The 21,705-nt window shown below is 65.7% G+C and carries 22 protein-coding genes and 1 tRNA gene; 17 read left to right on the forward strand and 6 right to left on the reverse strand.

The window, feature by feature from the left end; all coding sequences use genetic code 11:
- Entirely contained in the window at positions 1-291 is a 291-nt protein-coding gene (locus tag KF907_RS07050) for a DUF6522 family protein (protein ID WP_291219312.1), read from the reverse strand.
- 454 nt (positions 292-745) lie between these two features.
- Between KF907_RS07050 and KF907_RS07055 the strand changes: the two genes are divergently transcribed.
- From KF907_RS07055 to KF907_RS07080, 6 genes are all read left to right on the forward strand, one after another.
- A complete protein-coding gene (locus KF907_RS07055; protein ID WP_291219313.1) occupies positions 746-2,317 on the forward strand; it encodes a class I SAM-dependent DNA methyltransferase in 1,572 nt (523 codons plus the stop codon).
- Positions 2,314-3,621 carry a restriction endonuclease subunit S gene (locus KF907_RS07060; protein WP_291219314.1) on the forward strand — a complete coding sequence of 436 codons (1,308 nt, stop codon included), beginning with the start codon at positions 2,314-2,316 and terminating at the stop codon, positions 3,619-3,621. The genes KF907_RS07055 and KF907_RS07060 overlap by 4 nt, the downstream gene beginning before the upstream one ends.
- Positions 3,618-3,842: a hypothetical protein gene (locus tag KF907_RS07065; RefSeq protein ID WP_291219316.1), complete on the forward strand. Its 225-nt coding sequence runs from the start codon at positions 3,618-3,620 to the stop codon at positions 3,840-3,842. Before KF907_RS07060 ends, KF907_RS07065 begins: the two co-directional genes overlap by 4 nt.
- 38 nt (positions 3,843-3,880) lie before the next feature.
- Positions 3,881-5,314, forward strand: coding sequence for an ATP-binding protein (locus tag KF907_RS07070; protein ID WP_291219317.1), 1,434 nt, complete (start codon positions 3,881-3,883; stop codon positions 5,312-5,314).
- A gap of 22 nt (positions 5,315-5,336) precedes the next feature.
- On the forward strand, positions 5,337-8,549 hold the full coding sequence (locus tag KF907_RS07075) for a type I restriction endonuclease subunit R (RefSeq protein WP_291219319.1): 3,213 nt from the start codon (positions 5,337-5,339) through the stop codon (positions 8,547-8,549).
- 195 nt (positions 8,550-8,744) lie between these two features.
- On the forward strand, positions 8,745-9,506 hold the full coding sequence (locus KF907_RS07080) for an SOS response-associated peptidase (protein WP_291219321.1): 762 nt from the start codon (positions 8,745-8,747) through the stop codon (positions 9,504-9,506).
- A gap of 209 nt (positions 9,507-9,715) precedes the next feature.
- On the opposite strand, the gene KF907_RS07085 is transcribed toward KF907_RS07080, so the two are convergent.
- Positions 9,716-9,791 (reverse strand) — tRNA-Phe (locus KF907_RS07085).
- A 198-nt stretch (positions 9,792-9,989) separates the two neighbouring features.
- Here KF907_RS07085 and KF907_RS07090 point away from each other — a divergent pair.
- Entirely contained in the window at positions 9,990-10,406 is a 417-nt protein-coding gene (locus tag KF907_RS07090; RefSeq protein WP_291219322.1) for a DUF6491 family protein, read from the forward strand.
- A 63-nt stretch (positions 10,407-10,469) separates the two neighbouring features.
- Here KF907_RS07090 and KF907_RS07095 read toward each other — a convergent pair whose 3' ends face one another.
- Genes KF907_RS07095 through ftsY form a run of 3 tightly spaced genes read right to left on the reverse strand, consistent with a single transcriptional unit; the run spans position 10,470 to position 12,910 of the window.
- Positions 10,470-10,736, reverse strand: a complete 267-nt coding sequence (locus KF907_RS07095) for an oxidative damage protection protein (RefSeq protein ID WP_291219324.1) — start codon at positions 10,734-10,736, stop codon at positions 10,470-10,472.
- 36 nt (positions 10,737-10,772) lie between these two features.
- Positions 10,773-11,810 carry an A/G-specific adenine glycosylase gene (gene mutY / locus KF907_RS07100; RefSeq protein WP_291219326.1) on the reverse strand — a complete coding sequence of 346 codons (1,038 nt, stop codon included), beginning with the start codon at positions 11,808-11,810 and terminating at the stop codon, positions 10,773-10,775.
- 11 nt (positions 11,811-11,821) lie between these two features.
- The gene (gene ftsY / locus KF907_RS07105) at positions 11,822-12,910 is read right to left on the reverse strand and encodes a signal recognition particle-docking protein FtsY (protein WP_291219328.1); all 1,089 of its coding nucleotides are present in this window, start codon (positions 12,908-12,910) and stop codon (positions 11,822-11,824) included.
- A 71-nt stretch (positions 12,911-12,981) separates the two neighbouring features.
- Between ftsY and rsmD the strand changes: the two genes are divergently transcribed.
- From rsmD to KF907_RS07150, 9 genes are all read left to right on the forward strand, one after another.
- On the forward strand, positions 12,982-13,584 hold the full coding sequence (rsmD, locus tag KF907_RS07110; protein WP_291219329.1) for a 16S rRNA (guanine(966)-N(2))-methyltransferase RsmD: 603 nt from the start codon (positions 12,982-12,984) through the stop codon (positions 13,582-13,584).
- An 87-nt stretch (positions 13,585-13,671) separates the two neighbouring features.
- Complete coding sequence (gene coaD, locus KF907_RS07115) at positions 13,672-14,187, forward strand: pantetheine-phosphate adenylyltransferase (protein WP_291219331.1); 516 nt, start codon at positions 13,672-13,674, stop codon at positions 14,185-14,187.
- Positions 14,188-14,201: 14 nt separating this feature from the next.
- Positions 14,202-14,720: a hypothetical protein gene (locus KF907_RS07120; protein ID WP_291219333.1), complete on the forward strand. Its 519-nt coding sequence runs from the start codon at positions 14,202-14,204 to the stop codon at positions 14,718-14,720.
- Between the two features lie 48 nt (positions 14,721-14,768).
- Positions 14,769-15,026: a YfhL family 4Fe-4S dicluster ferredoxin gene (locus KF907_RS07125; RefSeq protein WP_291219335.1), complete on the forward strand. Its 258-nt coding sequence runs from the start codon at positions 14,769-14,771 to the stop codon at positions 15,024-15,026.
- The gene (ggt, locus tag KF907_RS07130) at positions 15,023-16,756 is read left to right on the forward strand and encodes a gamma-glutamyltransferase (protein ID WP_291219337.1); all 1,734 of its coding nucleotides are present in this window, start codon (positions 15,023-15,025) and stop codon (positions 16,754-16,756) included. The genes KF907_RS07125 and ggt overlap by 4 nt, the downstream gene beginning before the upstream one ends.
- A 4-nt stretch (positions 16,757-16,760) precedes the next feature.
- On the forward strand, positions 16,761-17,630 hold the full coding sequence (locus KF907_RS07135; protein WP_291219339.1) for an MBL fold metallo-hydrolase: 870 nt from the start codon (positions 16,761-16,763) through the stop codon (positions 17,628-17,630).
- 160 nt (positions 17,631-17,790) lie between these two features.
- Positions 17,791-18,288, forward strand: coding sequence for a DUF4920 domain-containing protein (locus KF907_RS07140; RefSeq protein WP_291219340.1), 498 nt, complete (start codon positions 17,791-17,793; stop codon positions 18,286-18,288).
- A 10-nt stretch (positions 18,289-18,298) separates the two neighbouring features.
- Positions 18,299-18,988, forward strand: a complete 690-nt coding sequence (locus KF907_RS07145; protein ID WP_291219342.1) for a TMEM43 family protein — start codon at positions 18,299-18,301, stop codon at positions 18,986-18,988.
- A gap of 9 nt (positions 18,989-18,997) precedes the next feature.
- Positions 18,998-19,393: an MAPEG family protein gene (locus tag KF907_RS07150; RefSeq protein ID WP_291219344.1), complete on the forward strand. Its 396-nt coding sequence runs from the start codon at positions 18,998-19,000 to the stop codon at positions 19,391-19,393.
- Positions 19,394-19,498: 105 nt separating this feature from the next.
- Here the strand turns inward: KF907_RS07150 and KF907_RS07155 are convergent, their stop codons facing one another.
- Positions 19,499-20,038 (reverse strand): NUDIX hydrolase, encoded by a 540-nt coding sequence (locus tag KF907_RS07155; protein ID WP_291219345.1) that lies wholly within the window; start codon positions 20,036-20,038, stop codon positions 19,499-19,501.
- Between the two features lie 78 nt (positions 20,039-20,116).
- Between KF907_RS07155 and KF907_RS07160 the strand changes: the two genes are divergently transcribed.
- Positions 20,117-21,646 carry an NHL repeat-containing protein gene (locus tag KF907_RS07160; protein ID WP_291219346.1) on the forward strand — a complete coding sequence of 510 codons (1,530 nt, stop codon included), beginning with the start codon at positions 20,117-20,119 and terminating at the stop codon, positions 21,644-21,646.
- The last annotated feature ends 59 nt before the right edge of the window (positions 21,647-21,705 follow it).

The raw sequence follows: 21,705 nt of genomic DNA on the forward strand, positions 1-21,705 counted from the left end.
TCAGTCCGTCGAAGGTCCGCTGTCGCGGCCGCTGCGGCCTTGTTCGATCGGTGCGCAGAGGCGACCGTCGCGATCGACGACGATGCGCACGCGCCGGCGATCGAGGTAGAAGCTTGCACGATGGCGACCCGCGTCTTCGCCCGTGCCGCGCTCGCACAACTGGGTGATCCGCTGTTGTTCCATCAGCGTGCGGAAGGTGGCGACATCGAGCCCGAACGCCTGCGCGACGATCGCGCCATCGATCTCGATCTCCGGCGCCGGAGTGGTGTGCAGCGGGATGCGCTTGGCCATGGCTCGGCCCGGATCAGTGGGACTGAACGCGATGCTGCGCCCATGCCAGCGCGCGCGGCCCTGATCCAGGTCAGGTGACCGCATTTTTTCCGCGCGCCGTCGCGGCGGGGCCGGCAGCGCTGGCAGCGGCAGCGGTGCGCACGACGCCAGTGCGGGATTGATCGGGGCATCCTTCAGGCCCCGACGCGGATGGCGAGCCTTGCCATTGAGTCCTCCTGTTGGATCATTTGGCCGTTTTGCGGATATTCGAGAACGCCACGTGATGGCGGGGTTCGCTGCGGGGCGCTGGTGGCCGGTCACTCTCCGCAAGCCCGGTCATGATGGCAACATCGGCTGCAATCCAGCATGGCATCGCTGAAGGATCTGCCATGACGATACGGCGCTGAGAACGCAAAGCCCGCGCCGGGCCATCAAGGCCCGGCAGCAACGACATTACGCAAAGGAAAAGAACACGATGGCGCGGAACGAAACCGCCAAGAACGGCAACGGCGGCAACCTCGGCTTCGAGGCGGATCTCTTCAAGGCCGCCGACAAGCTGCGCGGCAACATGGAGCCCAGCGACTACAAGCACGTCGCGCTCGGGCTCATCTTCCTCAAATACATCTCCGACGCCTTCGAGGCCAAGCATAAGGCGCTGCTGGCTGAAGATGCGCAGGCGGCCGAAGACAAGGACGAATACCTAGCTGACAACGTGTTCTGGGTGCCCAAAGAAGCGCGCTGGTCGCACCTGCAAGCCAACGCCAAGCAACCCAGCATCGGCACCCTGATCGACGACGCCATGCGCGCCATCGAAAAAGACAACGAATCGCTCAAGGGCGTGCTGCCCAAGGACTACGCCCGCCCCGCGCTCAACAAGGTGATGCTCGGCGAGCTGATCGACCTGATCTCCCGCATTGCGCTGGGCGAAGAAGGCGACCGCTCCAAAGACATTCTCGGGCGCGTGTACGAGTATTTCCTGGGCCAGTTCGCCGGCGCCGAAGGCAAGCGCGGCGGCGAGTTCTACACGCCGCGATCCGTGGTGCGCGTGCTGGTGGAAATGCTCGAACCCTACTCAGGCCGCGTGTACGACCCGTGCTGCGGCTCGGGTGGGATGTTCGTGCAGTCGGAAAAGTTTGTGCAGGAGCACGGCGGCCGCATTGGCGACATTGCGATCTATGGGCAGGAGAGCAACTACACCACGTGGCGGCTTGCCAAGATGAACCTGGCCGTGCGCGGGATCGACTCAGACATTCGCTGGAACAACGAGGGTAGCTTCCACAAGGACGAGCTGCGCGACCTCAAAGCCGACTACATCCTCGCCAACCCGCCCTTCAACATCTCCGACTGGGGTGGCGACCGCCTGCGCGAAGACGTGCGCTGGCAGTTCGGTGCGCCGCCCGTGGGCAACGCCAACTACGCCTGGCTCCAGCACATCTACCACCACCTCGCGCCCAACGGCACAGCGGGCGTGGTGCTGGCCAACGGCTCGATGAGCTCCAACCAGAGTGGCGAGGGCGAAATTCGCAAGGCCATGCTCGAGGCCGACGCGGTGGATTGCATGGTGGCACTGCCTGGGCAGCTCTTTTACTCCACGCAGATTCCCGCCTGCCTGTGGTTCCTGGCCCGCAACAAGAACCCTGGAAAGGGACTGCGCGACCGGCGCGGGCAAGTGCTGTTCATCGACGCCCGCAAGCTGGGCGTGCTGGTCGATCGCACCCGGCGCGAACTCACCGACGAGGAAGTGCAGAAGATCGCCGACACCTACCACGCCTGGCGCGGTGAGGACGGCGCGGGCGAATACGCCGACGTGGCGGGCTTTTGCAAATCCGCCACGCTGGAAGAAATCCGCAAGCACGGCCATGTGCTGACACCGGGGCGCTACGTTGGGACTGGAGACCTCATCAAAGACGATGAATCCTTCGAAGAACGGATGACTCGACTCACGACCGAGCTGGGGGAGCAACTCGTGGAGTCTGCGAACCTGCAAGCGACGATGCGAGATCAACTGAAGCTCCTAGGCTTCCCCATCGCGGAGCTTGAGCAATGAAGTTGTCCGATCTGATCGATTTCAATCCGAAGCGTCCCATTGAAAAGGGTGCCATTGCGCCATTTATTGAGATGGCGGACTTGCCCGAGGGAGAGCGAGACGTCTCAGGAATCGGCAACCGCATCTTCAACGGTGGCGGCAGCAAGTTCAAGAACGGTGACACGCTGTTCGCTCGTATTACGCCTTGTCTCGAGAATGGAAAAACCGCGAAGGTGAGCGGCCTGCCCGAAGGCAATGTTGCTCATGGCTCAACCGAATTCATCGTCATGGCCGCGAAAGAGCCTGTCGTCGATGAAGATTTCGTCTACTACGTTGCGAGACACCCCGAGTTTCGTGCCTTCGCGCAAGGACGGATGGAAGGAACGTCCGGACGGCAAAGGGTGTCTTGGCAGGCAATTGCGGATTACGAGATTCCGGATTTTTCCGGCCATGAGCGAAGTGGGATCGGAAGCGTTTTGTCGTCGATGGACAACCTCATCGCCAACTACCGCCGGGTCAATCAATCGTTGGAGGCGATGGCGTGCACCTTGTTCAAGGCGTGGTTCGTGGACTTCGAGCCGGTGCGCGCCAAGATCGAAGGCCGCTGGCAACGCGGCCAATCCCTGCCCGGCTTGCCCGAGCACCTCTACGACCTTTTTCCCGACCGGCTCGTCGATTCGGAGTTGGGGGAGATTCCGGAGGGATGGCGTCATTCGACGATTGGCGAAGAAGTGACGGTCTGCGGCGGGTCTACGCCCAGCACCAAGGAACCGGAGTTCTGGGAAGGCGGGCATCACTGCTGGGCAACGCCCAAAGACCTGTCCGCCCTGAAGTTCCCCGTTTTGCTGGACACGGATCGAAAGATTACGGACGCCGGCATTGCCAAGATCAGTTCTGGCCTCTTGCCAATCGGCACGGTGTTGCTCTCTTCTCGGGCACCAATCGGCTATTTGGCGATTGCCGAAGCTCCGACAGCGATCAACCAAGGCTTCATCGCGATGAAATGTGATGGTGTTCTGCCAAATGTCTTCGTGCTGCCGTGGTGCCGGGAAAGCATGGACGCCATCGTCGGCAACGCCAACGGCTCGACGTTCCAGGAAATCAGCAAGAGCAACTTCCGACCACTTCGCGTCGTAGTTCCTTCCGACCCGGTGCTGACAAGTTTCACAAGGTCGGCAGGGCCTCTTTATCGACAGTTGGCCGAAAACGAACGTGAATCCCGCACCCTCGCCCAACTGCGCGACACCCTGCTACCCAAACTGATCTCCGGCCAACTGCGCGTGGCGGATGCCGAGGCTTTTCTCAAGGAGAGAGACATCGCATGAGCAACATCATCATTTTTGAAACCGATGACCGGCAGGTGCAGGTGCGGCTGGAAGGCGATGCCGTCTGGCTGCGCCAGGTGCCACAGCGGTTCGGCCGCGAGCGCTCGGTGCTGAAACGGCAGCGCTTCGAGCAGGATGCCGCCGCGCTGGCACAGGCATCCCGCCGCATCGGGCAGCCAGCCGTTCGTCTGTGGCGTCGTTGTTCCGGTCCCACGTGCTAGAGTTAAGCATAGAAGCCTATGCTTAACGGCATTTCCGCATGAAAGATGTTTCCAATCAACAGGTTGCAGAGCATCTTAAGCGCCTGAACCCGTGGTGGCAGAGCGGGGAAATGGATGCGGACACCTTGTCCCTGCATCCTCGCGCCTACCTGGGCCCGGTGCTGCGCTTGCTGCAGGAACCCAAGCTGCGCCGTGCGGTGGTGCTGCTCGGGCCGCGTCGGGTGGGCAAGACCATCCTGATCCGCCATCTGGTGGCCGACCTGCTGAAGCAGGGCGTGTCCGCGCAGCGCATCGACTACGTCGAGATGGATCACCCGCTGTTGCATGGGCAAACGCTGGAAGCGCTGATCCGCCAGATCGAGGAAGCCGCGCCCGGAGGCGATGGCACGCGCTACCTCTTCTTCGACGAAATCCAGTCGCACCGGGACTGGGAAAAACACCTCAAGCCACTGGTGGATCATCGGCCCGACCTGAAGATCCTGGTGTCCGGCTCGGCGGCCGCGGCGCTCAAGCGCCAGAGCACCGAATCCGGCGCGGGCCGCTTCACCGACTTCCTGCTGCCGCCGCTGACGTTCTCCGAATACCTGCAGTTGCGCCAGGAGCCGGCGGCGATCATCGAGGAAGCGCCCGATCGGTATGCGCTGGTCGATATCACGCGCCTGAACGCGCAGTTCGCCGAGTACGTCAATTACGGCGGCTATCCGGAACTGGCGCTGTCGCCCACCGTGCGCGCCAACCCGGAGCGGTTCGTCAAGTCAGACATCGTGGACAAGGTGCTGCTGCGCGATCTGCCGCAGTTGTATGGCATCAAGGACATCCAGGAACTCAACTCGCTGTTCACCCTGCTGGCGTTCAACACCGCCGAGGAGGTTTCGTTCGAGCAGCTTTCGCAGCGCAGCGGCGTGGGCAAGCCAACCATCCAGAAATACATCGAGTATCTGGAGGCAGCCTTCCTCATCAAGCGCGTGTTCCGGGTGGATCAGGACGGCAAGCGCTATCAGCGCGAGCGTCACTTCAAGGTGTATCTGACCAACTCGGCGATGTACACCGGGCTGTTCGGCGCCCGGTCAGCGGACGACCCGGAATTCGGCCATCTGGTGGAAACGGCCCTGTTCGCGCAGCGCTTCCATGAGGATGCCCGGCTGAACTATGCCCGCTGGGGTAGTGAAGATTGCGAGGTGGATCTGGTCGAATCCTCGCAGACACTCAAACCGGTTGCGGCGCTGGAAATCAAGTGGAGCGACAAGTTCGCGGACAGGCCGGAGGCGCTCAAGGGCTTGATGAAGTTCGTGCGTGGCAATCACCTGCCCCTGGCCTGGGCTACCACCCGAAGCAGGATCGAACAGCAAGTCATCGACGGCTGCGAGATTCGCCAATGGCCCGCCGCGGCGCTGGCATTCCACTATGGCGTGCGCGCCGTGCAAGGCCGGATGGCCGGCTATGAGGCGCAGATCAAGAGCATCACCGCATGACCAGCAACCCGGAGCGGATCTGATGGCCTTTCTCTCCGAAGCTGCCGTGGAACAGGCGCTGCTGGAGCAGTTGCGTGCGCTCGGCTACGGCATCGAAGGCGAGGAGGACATCGGCCCCGATGGGCGCCGCCCGGAGCGCGAGAGCCACGATGAGGTGGTGCTGGAACAACGCTTCGAGGGCGCGGTGGCGCGCTTGAATCCTGGTTTGCCACTGGAGGCGCGTCAGGATGCAATCCGGAAGGTGACCCAGTCCGAGCTGCCCTCGCTGCTGGAAGAAAACCGCCGCCTCCACAAGCTGATGACGGAAGGCGTGGACGTCGAGTATTACGCCGACGACGGCACGCTGACGGCAGGCAAGGTCGCGCTCATCGACTTCGAACACCCGGAGCGCAACGACTGGCTGGCGGTGAGCCAGTTCGTGGTGATCCACGGCCAGAACAACCGGCGGCCCGATGTGGTGGTGTTCGTGAACGGCTTGCCGCTGGGCGTGATCGAGCTGAAAGCGCCGGGCGCTGCCTCCGCGCATCTGCTGGGCGCGTTCAACCAGTTGCAGACCTACAAGCAGCAGATTCCTCACCTGTTCAACACCAATGCGCTGCTGGTGACCTCGGACGGCATTGCAGCCCGGGTGGGTTCGCTCTCGGCAGACCTCGAGCGCTTCATGCCCTGGCGCACCACCGACGGCACTGACGTTGCCCCGAAGGGTGCGCCGGAGCTTTCGACATTGATCGAAGGCGTGTTCGAGCAGCGCCGGCTGCTGGCCTTGTTGCGTGATTTCACGGTGTTTGGCGAAACCGGCTCCGGGCTGGCCAAGATCATCGCGGGGTATCACCAGTTTCATGCGGTGCGGCACGCCGTGGCTTCCACGATCCGTGCTTCGGCACCCGCAAAAGACATGGCTGAAGACCCTGCCGGCTACGGCTTGCCCAGTGTGAAGTCGCAACAGGCGGGCGACAAACGTGCGGGGGTGATCTGGCATACGCAAGGTTCCGGCAAAAGCCTGCTGATGGCGTTCTACGCGGGGCAACTGGTCAAGCACCCGGCAATGGCCAACCCGACCTTGGTGGTGCTGACCGACCGCAACGACCTCGACGACCAGCTTTTTGCCACGTTCTCGATGTGCCGCGACCTGATCCGGCAGACACCGGTGCAGGCCGAGAGCCGCGAGGATTTGCAGAAGGTCCTGAGCCGGGCATCGGGCGGCGTGATCTTCACGACCTTGCAGAAGTTCGGCGAGGTTGCGGAGCCGCTCACCACGCGCCGCAACGTGGTCGTCATCGCGGATGAAGCGCACCGCAGCCAATACGGCTTCAAGGCCAAGGTAGACACAAAGACCGGCGAAATCTCCTACGGCTTTGCCAAATACATGCGCGACGCCCTGCCGAACGCATCCTTCATCGGCTTCACCGGCACGCCCATTGAAGCGGACGACGTCAATACCCCGGCGGTGTTCGGCAACTACATCGATGTCTACGACATCAGCCGTGCGGTCGAGGATGGCGCGACCGTGCCGATCTATTACGAGTCGCGGCTGGCGCGCATCGAACTCGACGAGGATGAAAAGCCGAAGATCGATGCCGAGGTCGACGAATTGACCGAAGAGGACTCCGAGGCCGAGCAGGAGCGCTTCAAGAAGAAGTGGTCAACGGTCGAAGCCCTGGTGGGCAGCGACAAACGCCTTGCGCTGGTGGCCAGGGACATGGTCACCCACTTCGAGGATCGCGTAGCCGCCCTCGATGGCAAGGCCATGGTGGTGTGCATGAGCCGCCGCATCTGCGTGAAGCTCTACGAGGAGATCGTCAAGCTGCGTCCGGACTGGCACAGCACCGATGACAACGCGGGAGCGGTCAAGATCGTGATGACGGGCGCCGCCAGCGACCCGCAAGCATGGCAGCAGCACATCGGCAACAAGGCCCGGCGCGACCTGCTGGCCAAGCGCGCCCGCGACGCATCAGACCCGCTCAAGCTGGTGATCGTGCGCGACATGTGGCTGACCGGCTTCGACGCGCCGTGCATGCACACGATGTACGTGGACAAGCCGATGCAGGGTCACGGACTGATGCAGGCCATTGCGCGCGTGAACCGCGTGTTCCGCGACAAGCCTGCCGGGCTGATCGTGGACTACATCGGCATTGCGCAAAACCTGAAGTCGGCGCTGCAGCAGTACTCGAAGAACGATCAGGAAAACACCGGCGTCGACGAAGCGCAGGCCGTCGCGGTGATGATGGAGAAGTACGAGGTCGTGCGCGACATGTACCACGGCTTCGATTACGCCTGCGCGATGAGCGGCACGCCGCAGGAGCGCCTGGGCGTGATGGCAGGGGCCATCGAATGGATTCTCGACCTGCAACAAAAGCTGGCAGCCGAAGAGAAGACCAAGGAAGGCAAGAAGAACGCTCACCGTCGATACCAGGACGCGGTGCTGGCCTTGTCCAAGGCGTTCGCACTGGCTTCCGCCTCCGACGAGGCCCGCGAAATCCGGGAGGAAGTCGGCTTCTTCCAGGCCATCCGTGCCGCGCTGGTCAAGAGCAGCACGGGCTCCGGCGTGACCCGGCAAGAGCGCGAGCTGGCCATCCAGCAAATCGTCAGCCGTGCGGTGGTCTCGACCGAGATCGTGGACATCCTGGCAGCAAGCGGGCTCAAGAGCCCGGACATTTCCATCCTCTCGGACGAGTTCCTCGCCGAAGTTCAGCGGATGGAGAAGAAGAACCTCGCGCTGGAAGCCCTGCGCAAGTTGCTGAACGACGGTATTCGCTCGCGCAGCAAGGCCAACGTGGTGCAAACCCGCGCCTTCTCGGAGCGTTTGGAAGATGCGGTGGCGCGCTACCACGCCAACGCCATCACCACCGCCGAGGTGCTGCAGGAGCTGATCCAACTGGCCAAGGACATCCGCGCAGCGCGCCAGCGTGGTGAAGAGCAAGGGCTGTCAGACGAGGAGATCGCCTTCTACGACGCCCTGGCCGAGAACGAGAGCGCAGTGCAGATAATGGGCGACGACAGTCTCCGGTTGATCGCCCACGAACTGCTTGTAAGCCTGCGCGAAAACGTGTCGGTTGACTGGGCGCACCGGGACTCTGCCCGCGCCCGGATGCGGGTGCTGGTGAAGCGCATCCTGCGCAAGTACGGTTATCCCCCCGACCTGCAGGACAAGGCGGTGCAGACGGTGTTGCAGCAAGCCGAGGCGTTGTCCTCGGGATGGTCGGCGCCACGTGGAGGGACTGTTCGTTTCGACTGATGGTGGTGGAGTGCGGGCGTTGTTTCGACGCTCCTCTTGCAAGCCTGCGCGCGTCGGCGCGGACGTCGATGGCAACGGGCGTATGCGGGGGCGTTTCCGAGCTTGCCGCGCATTTCCGCAGCAACGAAAACTGCTGATGCAGCGAGGCAAGTTCTGGCGTGAGTGTTCAGCGGACGGCATGACGCGCGTGCGCGGATGTGCGGCGCGATCCTTGCCGTCGTCGGTTCGATTCCGCGTGTTGAATGCAATCGCGCCCTGCACCGAGCCAGTGCCAGTGCCAGTGCGGCGCAAATGCCTGACAATCCCCCCATGTGCAATCGCTTCGTCTCACCCGCGCAGGAAGTGATCGAGGCGCACTGGGGCCTGGAACCCAGCGCCCAACCTGCGTGGGCGGCCTCGATTCATCCGCGCGCACTTGGCCCGTTCATTCGTGCCCGGGGCGACGGGCGCGAACTCATCGTCGGTCAGTGGGCGCTGATCCCGCACTTCGCCAAGACCGCGAAGTTGAACTACTCGACCAACAACGCCCGCGCGGAGGAACTGGCGCAGAAGGCCAGTTATCGCGATCCGTGGAAGCGCGGCCAGCGGTGCATCATCCCGGCCATGTCCTTCGACGAACCGAATTGGGAAACCGGCAAGAACGTGTGGTGGCGCTTCCACCGCGCCGACGGCACGCCGTGGGGGCTGGCGGGCATCTGGAATACCTGGATCGACCGCGCCACGGGCGAGGTGGTCGAAAGCTATTCGATGCTGACCCTCAACGCCGACGAGCACCCGCTGATGCGCCGGATGCACAAGCCCGATCCGGCCTATGGCCCCGACGAACAGGACAAACGTTCGGTCATTCCCATCGAGATCGGTGATGTCGATGCGTGGTTGCATGGCAGCGTCGAGGAGGCGTCGCGGCTGCTGCGGCTTGCGCCTGTCGAGGTGTTTGCCGCTGCACCTGTTGCCTGAAGGCGCGAACAGGCGAAGTTGGCGTAAGGATGCACTGATCAAACCCGCAATGGCTTCATGACATCCACAAGGATCGCTGCGTGGCGGGCGTGGCGATGTGGGCATCGCGGGCGGATCCGGCGGCCCGGCGACGGACCTGCCGCAGGCGCATGCTGCGCGGGACGGGCGAAGCGAACCGGCCGGCGACGGCGGGTTCGTTTGCATGAAGATGGTGGCCAAGGGCGGAATCGAACCACCGACACGCGGATTTTCAATCCGCTGCTCTACCAACTGAGCTACTTGGCCGTTGTGCTGTCGCGTTGCCACGGCGCGGGGGCCGGGGCGGAGGGGCGCGTATTAGAGCGATTGGCCGCACTGGCGTCAAGCTGCGTGCGCCTGCGTCGAATCGGCGCTGCTGTGCGTCCCTGCGAAGGCTGGCTGCATGCGGCACTTCGTGCAGGTGTGGGTGCGGCACCATCGAGATGGTCTGTGTGGTGTGGAGAAATGATGATGACGATGTGGATGAGGATGCTGGCCGGCGCGTTGCTGGCGTCGCTGCTGGCCGGCGCCGCGCAGGCGCAGACGCGCGAGCGGCAGCAGCAGCGGCTGGACGAGCTGATGCCCTATGTCGGTGAGCCGGTGGACAGCTTCCAATTCTGGAAGCTCACGCAATGGGAACTGGTCGGGGCGCAACAGGTGGTGGTCTGGCCACGCCTGCACGAGGCCTATCTGTTGACCGTCGATGCGCCGTGCTCGGAACTGGAGTGGGCGAAATCGATCGCGCTGACGTCGTCGGTGCAGCGCGTGACAGCGCGTTTCGATGCCGTCAGGGTGGGCAAGGATCGCTGCCGGATCAACCAGATCAGGCGGATCGACATGAAGCGCTACCAGGCCGAGCGCAAGGCGTCGCGGGCGCAGTGATTGGCGGCTGCCGTGCCTGCCCGCCGCTTGCGGCATGCAGGGACGCAGGCCGGAGCGGCGGATTCAGGCCGGTGGCACGTAGCCGGCCGGTTTCTCGGCGCCTTCGCCGAAGAAATACTTCTCCATCTCGCCGGCGAGGAAGTCGCGGGTCTTCTTTTCGAGCGGGTTCAGGCGATGCTCGTTGATGAGCATGGTCTGGTGGGCGAGCCAGCCGGCCCAGGCCTCTTTCGACACCTGTTCGTAGATGCGTCGGCCGAGTTCGCCGGGCCAGGGTGCGAAGGCAAGGCCTTCGGCTTCACGGTCGAGTTTCACGCAGTGCACGGTGCGCATGGGCTGACGTCCTCGGGCAGGTGGGTCGGGGCTTGCTCAGAGCATTCCCAGTAGTTTGCGCACGGGCGCGGGCAGGCCGAGGCTGGCGAGTTCGGCCGGCGTCGACCAGCGCAGGATATCGCCGTCGGCGATGTGGCCGGGTGCAGGCGTCGCCTGCAGGCGCAGCGGGGTGATGCGCAGGCGATAGTGGCTGAACACGTGCAGCAGTTCCGGCAGGCGATGGCGCTCGCCGCGTGGACGGGTGTTTCGCCGCGCGAGTTCGTGCTCGATGTCGGTTTCGGCGCTGCATTCGGGCAGGCTCCACAGGCTGGCCCAGACGCCGGTCGGCGGGCGTCGTTCGAGCAGCACGCGGCCGGCTTCGTCGTGGACGATCAGCATGGTCGTTGCGCGTTCGGGAATCGCGCGGCCGGGCTTCGGGGTTGGCAAGCGGGCGACTTCGCCCTCGCGCAGCGCGGCGCAGTCATTGCTGAGCGGACATTCGGTGCAGCGAGGTCGCGCGCGCGTGCACACGGTGGCGCCGAAGTCCATGATCGCCTGCGTGTAATCGGCCGTGCGCGTGGCTGGGGTGTGCGTGTCGGCAAGTTCCCACAGGCGCTTCTGCACGGTGCTCGCGCCGGGCCAGCCGTGGACGCCGTGGACGCGCGCGAGCACGCGGCGCACGTTGCCGTCGAGGATCGCATGGCGGTCGCCGTGCACCTGGGCGAGGATCGCCGCGGCGGTCGAGCGGCCGATGCCGGGCAGGGCGGACAGCGCGGCCAGGTCGCGCGGCAGTTCGCCGCCGTGATGCTCGATGCACAGTCGTGCGCAGCGGTGCAGGTTGCGTGCGCGGCTGTAGTAGCCCAGGCCCGACCACAGCGCGAGCACCTGGTCGAGTGGTGCCGCGGCGAGCGCACCGAGATCGGGCAGGGCGGCGACGAAGCGTTGGAAATACCCGATCACCGTGCGTACCTGGGTCTGCTGCAGCATGACTTCGCTGAGCCAGACGCGATAGGCGTCGCGCGGGTGTTGCCAGGGCAGGTCGTGCCGGCCGTGCCGGTCGAACCAGGCGAGCAGGGCGCGCGCGAATCCGTCCATCGGGCGGCGTGCTACGCCGGCCCGGTCGCGCCGATGCTGGCCGGCAGCAGGCCGTCGACGAAGGCCTCCGCATCGAACGTGCGCAGGTCCTCGATGCCTTCGCCGAGGCCGACGTAGCGGATCGGCAGGCCGAATTCGCGCGCCAGGGCGAACACGACGCCGCCCTTGGCGGTGCCGTCGAGCTTGGTCACGACGAGGCCGCTCACGCCGATCGATTCGCGGAACTGGCGCACCTGGTTGACCGCGTTCTGGCCGGTGGTGCCATCGATGACCATCAACACCTCGTGCGGCGCCTCGGCATCGAGCTTGCCGAGCACGCGACGGATCTTGCCGAGTTCGTCCATCAGGCCGACCTGGGTGTGCAGACGGCCGGCCGTGTCGGCGATCAGCACGTCGGCGCCGCGGGAGCGCGCGGTCTGCAGCGCATCGAAGATCACGCTGGCCGAGTCGGCCCCCGAGCCTTGGGCAATGACCGGCACATGGTTGCGCTCGCCCCAGGTCTTCAGTTGCTCGACCGCGGCGGCACGGAAGGTGTCGCCGGCGGCGAGGATGATGCTGCGGCCCTCGGCCTGGAAACGCCGCGCGAGCTTGCCGATGGTGGTGGTCTTGCCGACGCCGTTGACCCCGACCATGAGCAGCACGAAGGGCTTGCGGCCGTCGACGACAAGCGGCTGCGCGACCGGCGCGAGCAGACGCGCGAGGTCCGCACGCAGGGCGGCGAGCAGGGCATTGGCGTCGGCGAATTCGCGCTTGCCTACGCGCTTGCGCAGGCCGTCGACGATCTCCGTCGCGGCACCGATGCCTACGTCGGCGGTGAGCAGGCAGGTCTCGAGTTCGTCGAGCAGGTCGTCGTCGAGCTTCGGATTGCGCGCGAACAGGCCGCTGAGACCGCGCGCGAAGGCGCTGCCGGACAGGCGCTCGCGCCAGCTGCGCCTTGCCGGCGCGGCTTCGGCTTCGACCGGAGCCGGTTCCTTGGCGATGGCGGAGGCGTGTTCTTCCGTGGCGGCGGTGGCATCGGCCACGACTTCGGCCTCGACCGGCGCCGGCGCGGATTCCGCGGGCACTGCCGGCGTTTCCTTTTTCTTCCAGAACTTCAGCATGGGGTGTGCGGGTGCGCTGGCGGGGTCGGCATGCTATCACTGCGCCTTTCGACCACGTGCGGACAGCAGTGATGCGTTCAAGGTCCCCGAAACCCGCGCCGGCGCGCGTCGGCCACCTGCGCATCGTCGCCGGCGAGCTGCGCGGCAGCCGCATCGAAGTGGTCGATGCGCCCGGTCTGCGGCCGACCGGCGACCGCGTGCGCGAAACGTTGTTCAACTGGCTGGCCCCGGTGATCGCCGGGTCGCGCTGCCTCGATCTCTATGCCGGCAGCGGTGCGCTCGGCATCGAGGCGATCTCGCGCGGCGCAGCGCACTGCACGTTCGTCGAGCGTGAGCGCGCGCTGGCGAAACGCATTGAGGACACGTTGTCGCGCCTGCGCGTCGCCGACCGCGCGCGCGTCGTCTGCGCCGATGCGCAAGGCTGGCTCGGCGGCGAGGCGACGCCATTCGATCTCGTCTTTCTCGATCCGCCGTTCGAGGCGGATCTGTGGGAAGGCGCGGCGCGCCGGCTCGAGGAAGGCGGTTGGCTCGCGCCCGAGGCGTGGATCTACATCGAATCGCCGCTGGCCTTGGCGCCTGCGTTGCCGGCGGCGTGGCACGAGCATCGCGTGGGCCAGGCCGGGCAGGTGCGCTACGCGCTCCATCGCCGCCTGCCGCATGATCCGTTAAGCTAGCGCCCGATCGGCTCGCTCCGCGGCCTGCGCCGCGATGTGGCAAGCCAGAGTTTTCCAGCCGCGGTTCGTCCGCCAGACAGGTCGTCGATGTCCGTTTCCTCATCGCGCGCGCGACTCGCCGTCTATCCGGGTACCTTCGACCCGATCACGAACGGCCATATCGACCTCGTCAGCAGGGCGGCGCCGCTGTTCGACCGCGTGATCGTCGCCATCGCCGACAGCCAGACCAAGGGCCCGAGCTTCGATCTCGACGAACGCATCGCGCTCGCACGCGAGGCACTCTCCGGGATCGCCAACGTCGAGGTGCGCGGTTTCGCGACCCTGCTCGCCCGCTTCGTCAACGAGATCGGCGCGGGCGTGATCCTGCGCGGCCTGCGCGCAGTGTCGGATTTCGAGTACGAGTTCCAGCTCGCCAGCATGAACCGGCACCTGATCCCCGATGCGGAAACCTTGTTCCTCACGCCGGCCGAGCAGTACAGCTTCATCTCGTCGTCGCTGGTGCGCGAAATCGCACGCCTCGGCGGCGACGTGTCCGGGTTCGTCCACCCGGTCGTCCAGCAGGCGCTGCGGCGTCGCTGGTCTTCTCAAGTCCAGAACCGATAGAGGGAGTCCAGACCATGTCCAACAACAAGCTTGCATTCGTCGCGGCGATGGTGGCGATGATGTTCGCGCTCGCCGCCTGCAGCCAGGACAAGGCCGCCGACACTGCCGCGCAGGCGACTCCGGCGGAAACCGCGCCGGTGCCGATGCCGGCGCCCGGTTCGGATGCCGCGGCATGGAAGAAGTATCTGGCCGATGTGGTCATGAAAAACATGCAAGGCGTGAAGACGAACCGCCCGTACATGTACTTCGTGCCCGAGGGCAGCGACGACAAGGCGAACATGGACCGCGAGAACCAGCTCGACAACGTTAAGACCGTGGTCGCGCGCGGTGTCCTGCCGGGCAACATGCTCGCCTTCGGCGGCCCGGATTCGGCGACCACCGCCGATCTCGTCGTCGAGGCCTTTTCCGAAGGCCAGGCCGGCACCCTCAAGGATGTCGTCGTGCTGTTCGTCGGCGCGCAGGCCGATTCCGAGCGCGTCCAGGCGGCACTCGGCACGGTCGGTGCCAGCTACCGTTTCGCCGAGATGAAGTGAGGCAACCGCGGTCGCGTCGCTGTGGCGACGTGACCGCTCACGCAGGCCATGGCGCTCAAGATCACCGACCAGTGCATCAACTGCGACGTCTGCGAGCCGGTCTGTCCGAATACGGCGATCACGCTCGGGCGCGAGATCTATGAGATTGCGCCATCGCGCTGCACCGAATGCGTCGGCCACTACGACCTGCCGCAATGCGTCGAGGTCTGTCCGGTCGAGTGCATCGTCCCCGATCCCGAACATCCTGATACGCGCGAACAGTTGATGGCGCGCTACGAGGCGCTCACGCGCAAGGGAGCCGCATGAGGTTCGCGTTGATTCTCTGTGCCGCCGCACTGTGCGCGGCCGCCGCCGGTTGCGCGCGCGAGTCGTCGACCGCGGTTGCCCCGGCGTCGACCCCGGCTTCCGCAGGCACCGCGGCAATCACCCCTCGCCCAGGCAAGGCGGCGATCGCCAGTGCACATGGGTTGGCCACCGAAGCCGGCTTCGAAGTGCTGGCGAAAGGCGGCAATGCCTTCGATGCGGCGATCGCGGTGGGTGCCGTGCTCGCGGTCGTCGAACCACAGAGCTCCGGCATCGGCGGTGGCGGTTTCTTCCTGCTGCATCGCGCTGCCGACGGTCGCGATGTGTTCCTCGACGCGCGCGAGACCGCGCCGGCGGCGAGCCGGTCGGAACTGTGGGCCGACGCCGAGGGCAGGATCGATCGCGACAAGTCGATCAATGGCCCGCTGTCGGCGGGCATCCCCGGCGAACCGGCTGCCTATGACTGGCTGGCCCGGCATTACGGCAGGCTGCCACTGGCCGATTCGCTGGCGCCGGCGATCCGCATCGCGCGCGAGGGCTTTCCGGTCTATGCACGCTTTGGCCGGGCGATCGGCATGCGCAAGTCGGTACTCGAACGCTGGCCAGCGGGCAAGACCCTGTTCCTGCCCGCCGGTGAAATCCCTGCGGAAGGCAGCACATGGCGCAATCCGGACTTGGCCGCCACGCTGGAATTGATCGCCGCGGATGGTGCGGCGGCGTTCTACCAGGGCGCGTTCGCCGAACGCCTGGTCAAGGCCGTGAATGCAGCCGGAGGCATCTGGACGCGCGCGGATCTCGCCGCCTACGCGGTCAAGGAGCGCACCCCGATCGCGATCGACTACCGCGGCTGGCGCATCGTCACCGCACCGCCGCCATCGTCGGGCGGCGTGGCCCTGGCCGAGATGCTGAACATCCTTGGTGGATACGACCTGGCGCGACGCAACCGCGTCGAACGTGTGCACCTGACCATCGAGGCAATGCGTCGCGCCTACCGGGATCGCGCCGAATACCTCGGCGATCCCGATTTCGTGTCGATGCCGATCGCCGAGCTCACCAGCCCGCTGTACGCGGCTGGCCTGCGCGCCTCGATTCATCCGGCCAAGGCGACGCCGAGCGATGCACTGCCGGGGTACATGTCGCCCGCCGAAGGCGAACACACCACGCACTATTCGATCATGGATGCCGACGGCAATCTTGCCGCGGTGACCAAGACGGTCAACCTCACCCTCGGGTCGGCTTTCGTCGTCGACGGCACCGGTTTCGTGCTCAACAACGAGATGGACGACTTCGCCCTGCTGCCGGGCCAGCCGAATGCGTTCGGCCTCGTCGGCGGCGAGGCCAATGCGCCGAAGGCGGGGCGGCGGCCGCTCTCGTCGATGACACCGAGTTTCGTCATCGGCGAGGACCGTGTCGGCGTGATCGGCACGCCGGGCGGCAGCCGCATCATCACGATGGTGCTCGAAGGCATCCTCGCCTGGATCGACGGCGAAGCGCCCGCGGCGGTCGTGGCGCGCCCGCGCTACCACCACCAGTACCTGCCCGACGTGGTTTCCGCCGAACCTGGTGCGTTCAGCCGTGACGAAGTCCGTGCACTCGGTGCGATGGGGCACATCGTCAACGAAGGCGAGCGCACCTGGGGGCTGATGAACATGGTCGGCTGGAACCGTCGTACCGGCGAGATCGGCGCCGGTTCCGACCCACGTGAACCGATGAGCAGCGCAGGCACGAGGTGATGCGATGAAACTGTGGTCGCTGATGGGCAACTCGCAGCGTCTGGATGGCGGCGCGATGTTCGGCAACGCGCCGAAGGCGGTCTGGCAGAGATGGATCCCCGCCGATGCCGGCAACGGCATTCCGCTGGCCTGCCGTTGCCTGCTCGCGCAGGGTGTCGATGGCAAGACCGTGCTGTTCGAGACCGGCATTGGTGCGTTCTTCGAGCCGAAGCTGCGCGAGCGCTATGGCGTCGTCGAGGAGCGCCACGTGCTGCTCGATGCGCTCGCCGCCGCCGGCTTCAACGATGCCGACATCGACGTCGTCGTGCTCTCGCACCTGCATTTCGACCATGCCGGCGGCTTGCTCGCGGCGTGGCAAGAGGGCGAGTCGCCGCGCCTGCTGTTCCCGAATGCGAAGTTCGTGGTCGGCGCGCGCCACTGGCAACGCGCGCTCGATCCGCATCCGCGCGACCGCGCCTCGTTCATCGCCGAACTGCCGCAATTGCTGATCGACAGCGGTCGCCTCGAACTCGTCGATGGCACGCATTCGCAGGCGCTGGGCCAGGCCGTGCGCTTCGAGTTTTCCGATGGCCATACGCCCGGCCTGATGCTTGCCGAGATCGTCGCTGCGCACGGTGGAGTGGTGTTCTGTGCCGACCTGATCCCGGGTCGACCCTGGGTGCACCTGCCAATCACCATGGGCTACGACCGCTACCCGGAATTGCTGATCGACGAGAAGCAGCGCTTCCTCGACGACAAGCTCGCGCGCGGCGTGCGCCTGTTCTTCACCCATGACAGCGCGTGTGCGATGGCCAGCGTCGCGCGCGATGACAAGGGGCGCTATGCCGCGGTCGACGAGGTGGCCCGGCTCGATGCTTGGCCTCTGGCTGCGTAGGAGCCCGTTCACGGTCGATGCTTTTTTGGATCGCATCGAAAAACATCGTCGCTGAAGGGGCTCCTGCAGGGGTTCATTTCTCCTGCGGTTTGCCCCGCCCTTGACGCGCGCCGCGCGCATTGGCAGCGTGGCGGTTCCTTAAATCCCTCCGGAGCCACCCATGCGCATCCTCCTGCTCGCCGCCGTGCTTTTCGCCGGCCAGGCCTTCGCCCACGACGATCACGCCGCAACCGGTCACGAACGCGAGCCGGCCGCGCCGGTTCCGGTCGAAACGACCGCCGCCGGCGCGGTCTACGGAGCCGTCTTGCCGAAGGACATGCCGGCAGCGGTCGGCATCGACGTGGCAGTGAAGAATCCCGCCGACTATCTCGGCAAGACGATCGCCTTCAGCGGCGAGATCACCCAGGTCTGCAAGAAGAAGGGCTGCTGGCTGGTGCTGACTGGCGCGGACGGCGGCTATGCGCGTGTCGCCATGCATGATCATGCCTTTGGCGTACCGACCGATTCGAAGGGGCCGGCGATTGTCTACGGGACGTTGTCCGAGAAGGTTTTCAGCCAGGCCGAGATCGATCACCTGCGTGAGGACGGGGCAACCGCGCCGGCCGAGCGCGAACTCAACATCGATGCCCTGTCGGTCGTGATTCCGCAAGCCGGCTGACCGGCCGCCGATGGCCACGCGCTCGCCTCGTTTCCTCGCTGCGACGCTCGCCGTACTGGCGTTGGTCGCGGCGGGGCTGGCGTGGTGGTCGCAGGATGATCGCCTCACCCGCGGTGGGGCGTCGTCGACGCAGCCGCTCACGGCAACCGATGACCGTATCGATCCGGCCAACGAAGGCCGCCTGGTGCGGGTGGAGGGCCGGCTCGGCGTGGAGGGCGTGGCCATCGACACCGAGCTCGGCATCAGCAGCGATGCTGCGCTGATGCTGCGCGAAGTCGAGATGTACCAATGGCACGAACGCTGCCTCGCCGATGCGTGCACGCATTCCGTTGCATGGTCGTCGGAGCCGGTCGATTCGGCTCGCTTCACCGAGCCGGCCGGACACCTGAATCCAACCCCGTTCCCACTGCTCGCCGCGCGCTTCAGCGCGCCGACGCTGCGCCTCGGTGCCTTTCGGGTCGCACCCGACCTGCTCGTCGCCCTGCCGTCGGTGCCGCGTCCGGTGTCGGCCGCCGAACTCGCGCCGAACCTCGCCGCGAGCTTCCGCGATGTCGAGGGCGTGTTGTTCTCGGGCGACGACCCGGCCAACCCCGCAGTCGGTGACTTGCGCGTGCGCTACCACATCGTCGCCACTGGCCCCGTCACACTGACTGGCGTGCAGCGCGGCGAATGGCTCACCCCTGCCGCGGGCACGGATTGAGGACCGCCAATGCACGTCACAGGATTCTATGCGGCACTCGCTGCGCTGCTCGTCCTGTTCCTCGCCGTGCGGGTCATCCTGCGCCGCAAGTCGGCACGGATCGGCATCGGCACCGGCGGCGACCATGAACTCGCCCGACGCGTGCGCGCGCACGCGAACGCGGTCGAATACCTGCCCATCGGCCTGATCCTGTTGCTGTTGGTCGAACTGAATCAGGCCCGGCCGCTGCTCGTCCATGTGCTCGGCGCGACCCTGGTCGGCGGGCGCGTGCTGCACGCCATCGGCCTGTCGAAGAATGCGGGCATCAGCCCCGGCCGCACGCTTGGCATGATATTCAGCCTCCTCGCCATCCTCGCCATGGCCATGCTGCTGTTGTGGCAGTACACCACGGCCGCGATGGGCTGAGTCCTTTGCCGCAATGGGTGCGGCGACCCTGCTGGTTGCTTGAAGCCGGTTGCCCCAGGGGCAGTGCTCCGCACTCGCTGCGAAGCGTCGCCGCCCCGCAACGGCTCAGGCGCCGCGCATGGATGCCTCATTGTCGAGGAAGTACAGCCCGGCAAAGATCTTCGGGTCGACCGAGCAGCCTTCGGCCATGCGTTCGACCAGCCAGCGCGCGGCTTCGTGGCGCGGGATCTCGTGGACGACGATGTCCTCGGTGTCGTCGCCACCGCCGGCCTCGATGCGCTTGAGGTCGTGGGCGCGGACGAAGGCGAGGATTTCGTTGCTCATGCCGGCCGAGGTCGGGCCCGCCATGATGTATTCGATGCGGCCGGCGGCGTAGCCGGTTTCCTCGACCAGTTCGCGGTGGGCGGCGGCGACGGCGTCCTCGTCGCGGGCCTGGGCCTGGTCGCCGACGAGTCCGGCCGGCATCTCGATCGTGCGGCAGTCCAGCGCCGGGCGGAATTGCTCGACGAACAGCAGCTTGTCCTCGCCGGTGACGGCGATGATCATGACCCCGCCGCCAGGGTTGGTGCGCTCGGCGTACTCCCAGCGCCCGCGCTTCATCAGACGCAGCCAGATGCCGTTGCAAAGGGTCGTGGTTTCGTTCATTTTAGGCGGCTTCCCGAACTTTCGCGGGCGCGACGGGTCTCCGTCGCGCGAATCCCGCAAGCATCCAAGGTTCCCCCGATGAAGATCAAGCGACTGTTGTGTTGCCTCGCCCTGCTTGCCGGCGCATCCACCCTCCACGCGCAGGGCCCGGCGACGCAGCCGGCCGGTACCGATACCGCCGAGTCGACGCGCGACGTGCGCCAGCTCACCAAGGCCGAGATCGATGCCATAGACGACGCCGACCTGTTGGGGCGCCTGGTCACCGGTTACGCGAAGATCCGCGACGGTGGTCGCCTGATCTGGACCTACGAGCGCCTGCACACCCTGTACCCGAACGTCGGCGACTACGCCTTCGCGCTGGCCGTGCTGTATGCGAGCAAGGGTGACAAGACAGCCACCTACGACCTCCTGCTCAAGATGAAGGAGCAGGGCTACGGCTACGACCTCGAGAACGACAAACGCTTCGCCAAGGTTGCCGATACCGAATTGTGGAAGTTCCTCGCGCAGAGCCTCAAGGCGAACATGCGGCCGTTCGGCGAGGGCAAGCCCGCGTTCGAGCTGCCCAAGGGCGATTTCCTGCACGAGTCGCTGGCCTGGGATCCGAAGCGCAAGCAGCTCCTCGTGGGCAGCGCGCGCGAGGGAACGATCCAGCTCGCCGGCACCGACGGCCAGCTCAAGCCGTTCATCAGGCCCGATGCAACCAACGGCCTGTGGGGTGTCTACGCGATGGCCGTCGACGCCGATCGCGACCTGCTCTACGTCGCCGCGACCTCGTCGACCCTGTTCAAGGGCTTCAGCCAGGATGATCTCGGCAAGTCGGGCGTATTCAAGTTCCAGTTGTCCAGTGGCCGCTTCCTCGAACGCTACCTCGCCCCCGGGCCCGGCACGCATTCGCTGACCTCGATCACGGTCGGCAAGAGCGGCGCCATGTTCGTCGCCGACGGCCTGCGCAACCTGATCTACAAGATCGAAGGCAAGGGGCTCAAGGTCGCCGTGTCGGACCCGAACCTGAGGAGCGTCCGTGGTCTCGCAGTGAGCGACGACGGCAAGCTGCTCTATTTCGCGGACTACCAGCTCGGCCTGTTCGGCGTGCATCTGGCAACCGGCAAGGGTTTTCCGGTCACCTACAACCCCAAGACACTCGTGCTCGGCGGCATCGATGGCCTGTACTGGTACGAAGGCACCCTGGTGGTCATCGAGAACGGCATGCACCCGCAGCGCGTCATGCGCCTGACGCTGTCGCCGGAGGGTTCGAGCATCACCAGGATCATGCCGCTCGACGTCGCCAACCCGGCGTTCAAGCTGCCGACCTACGGCGCGGTGGCGGGTGACAAACTCTATTTCGTCGCCAACAGCCAGAAAGGTAACTACGGTCAGTACGGTGACGTGAGGGATGCGAATGCGTTCGAGCCGGTGAAGGTGTTCCGCAGCGATCTGCGTTTCAACTGGGGGCAGGGCATCGCTTCTCCGGCGACGTCGGTGCGCACCGCCGCGCCCGAGGAAGGCAAGGAGCTGCTGCGCACGCGCCCGAGCCTGCTCGATAGCGGTGCCCCGCGCGTTGAGCCCGATCCGGCCGAGAAAGCCAAGGACGCGAAGAAGGGCGATTGAGGGGCGCGCGCAAGCGCTGCATTCCGCTTCGTTCCGGGCCATCCCCCAAGCGCCGATCG

The organism is Dokdonella sp. (assembly GCF_019634775.1).
In the GTDB taxonomy this organism is placed as follows: domain Bacteria; phylum Pseudomonadota; class Gammaproteobacteria; order Xanthomonadales; family Rhodanobacteraceae; genus Dokdonella.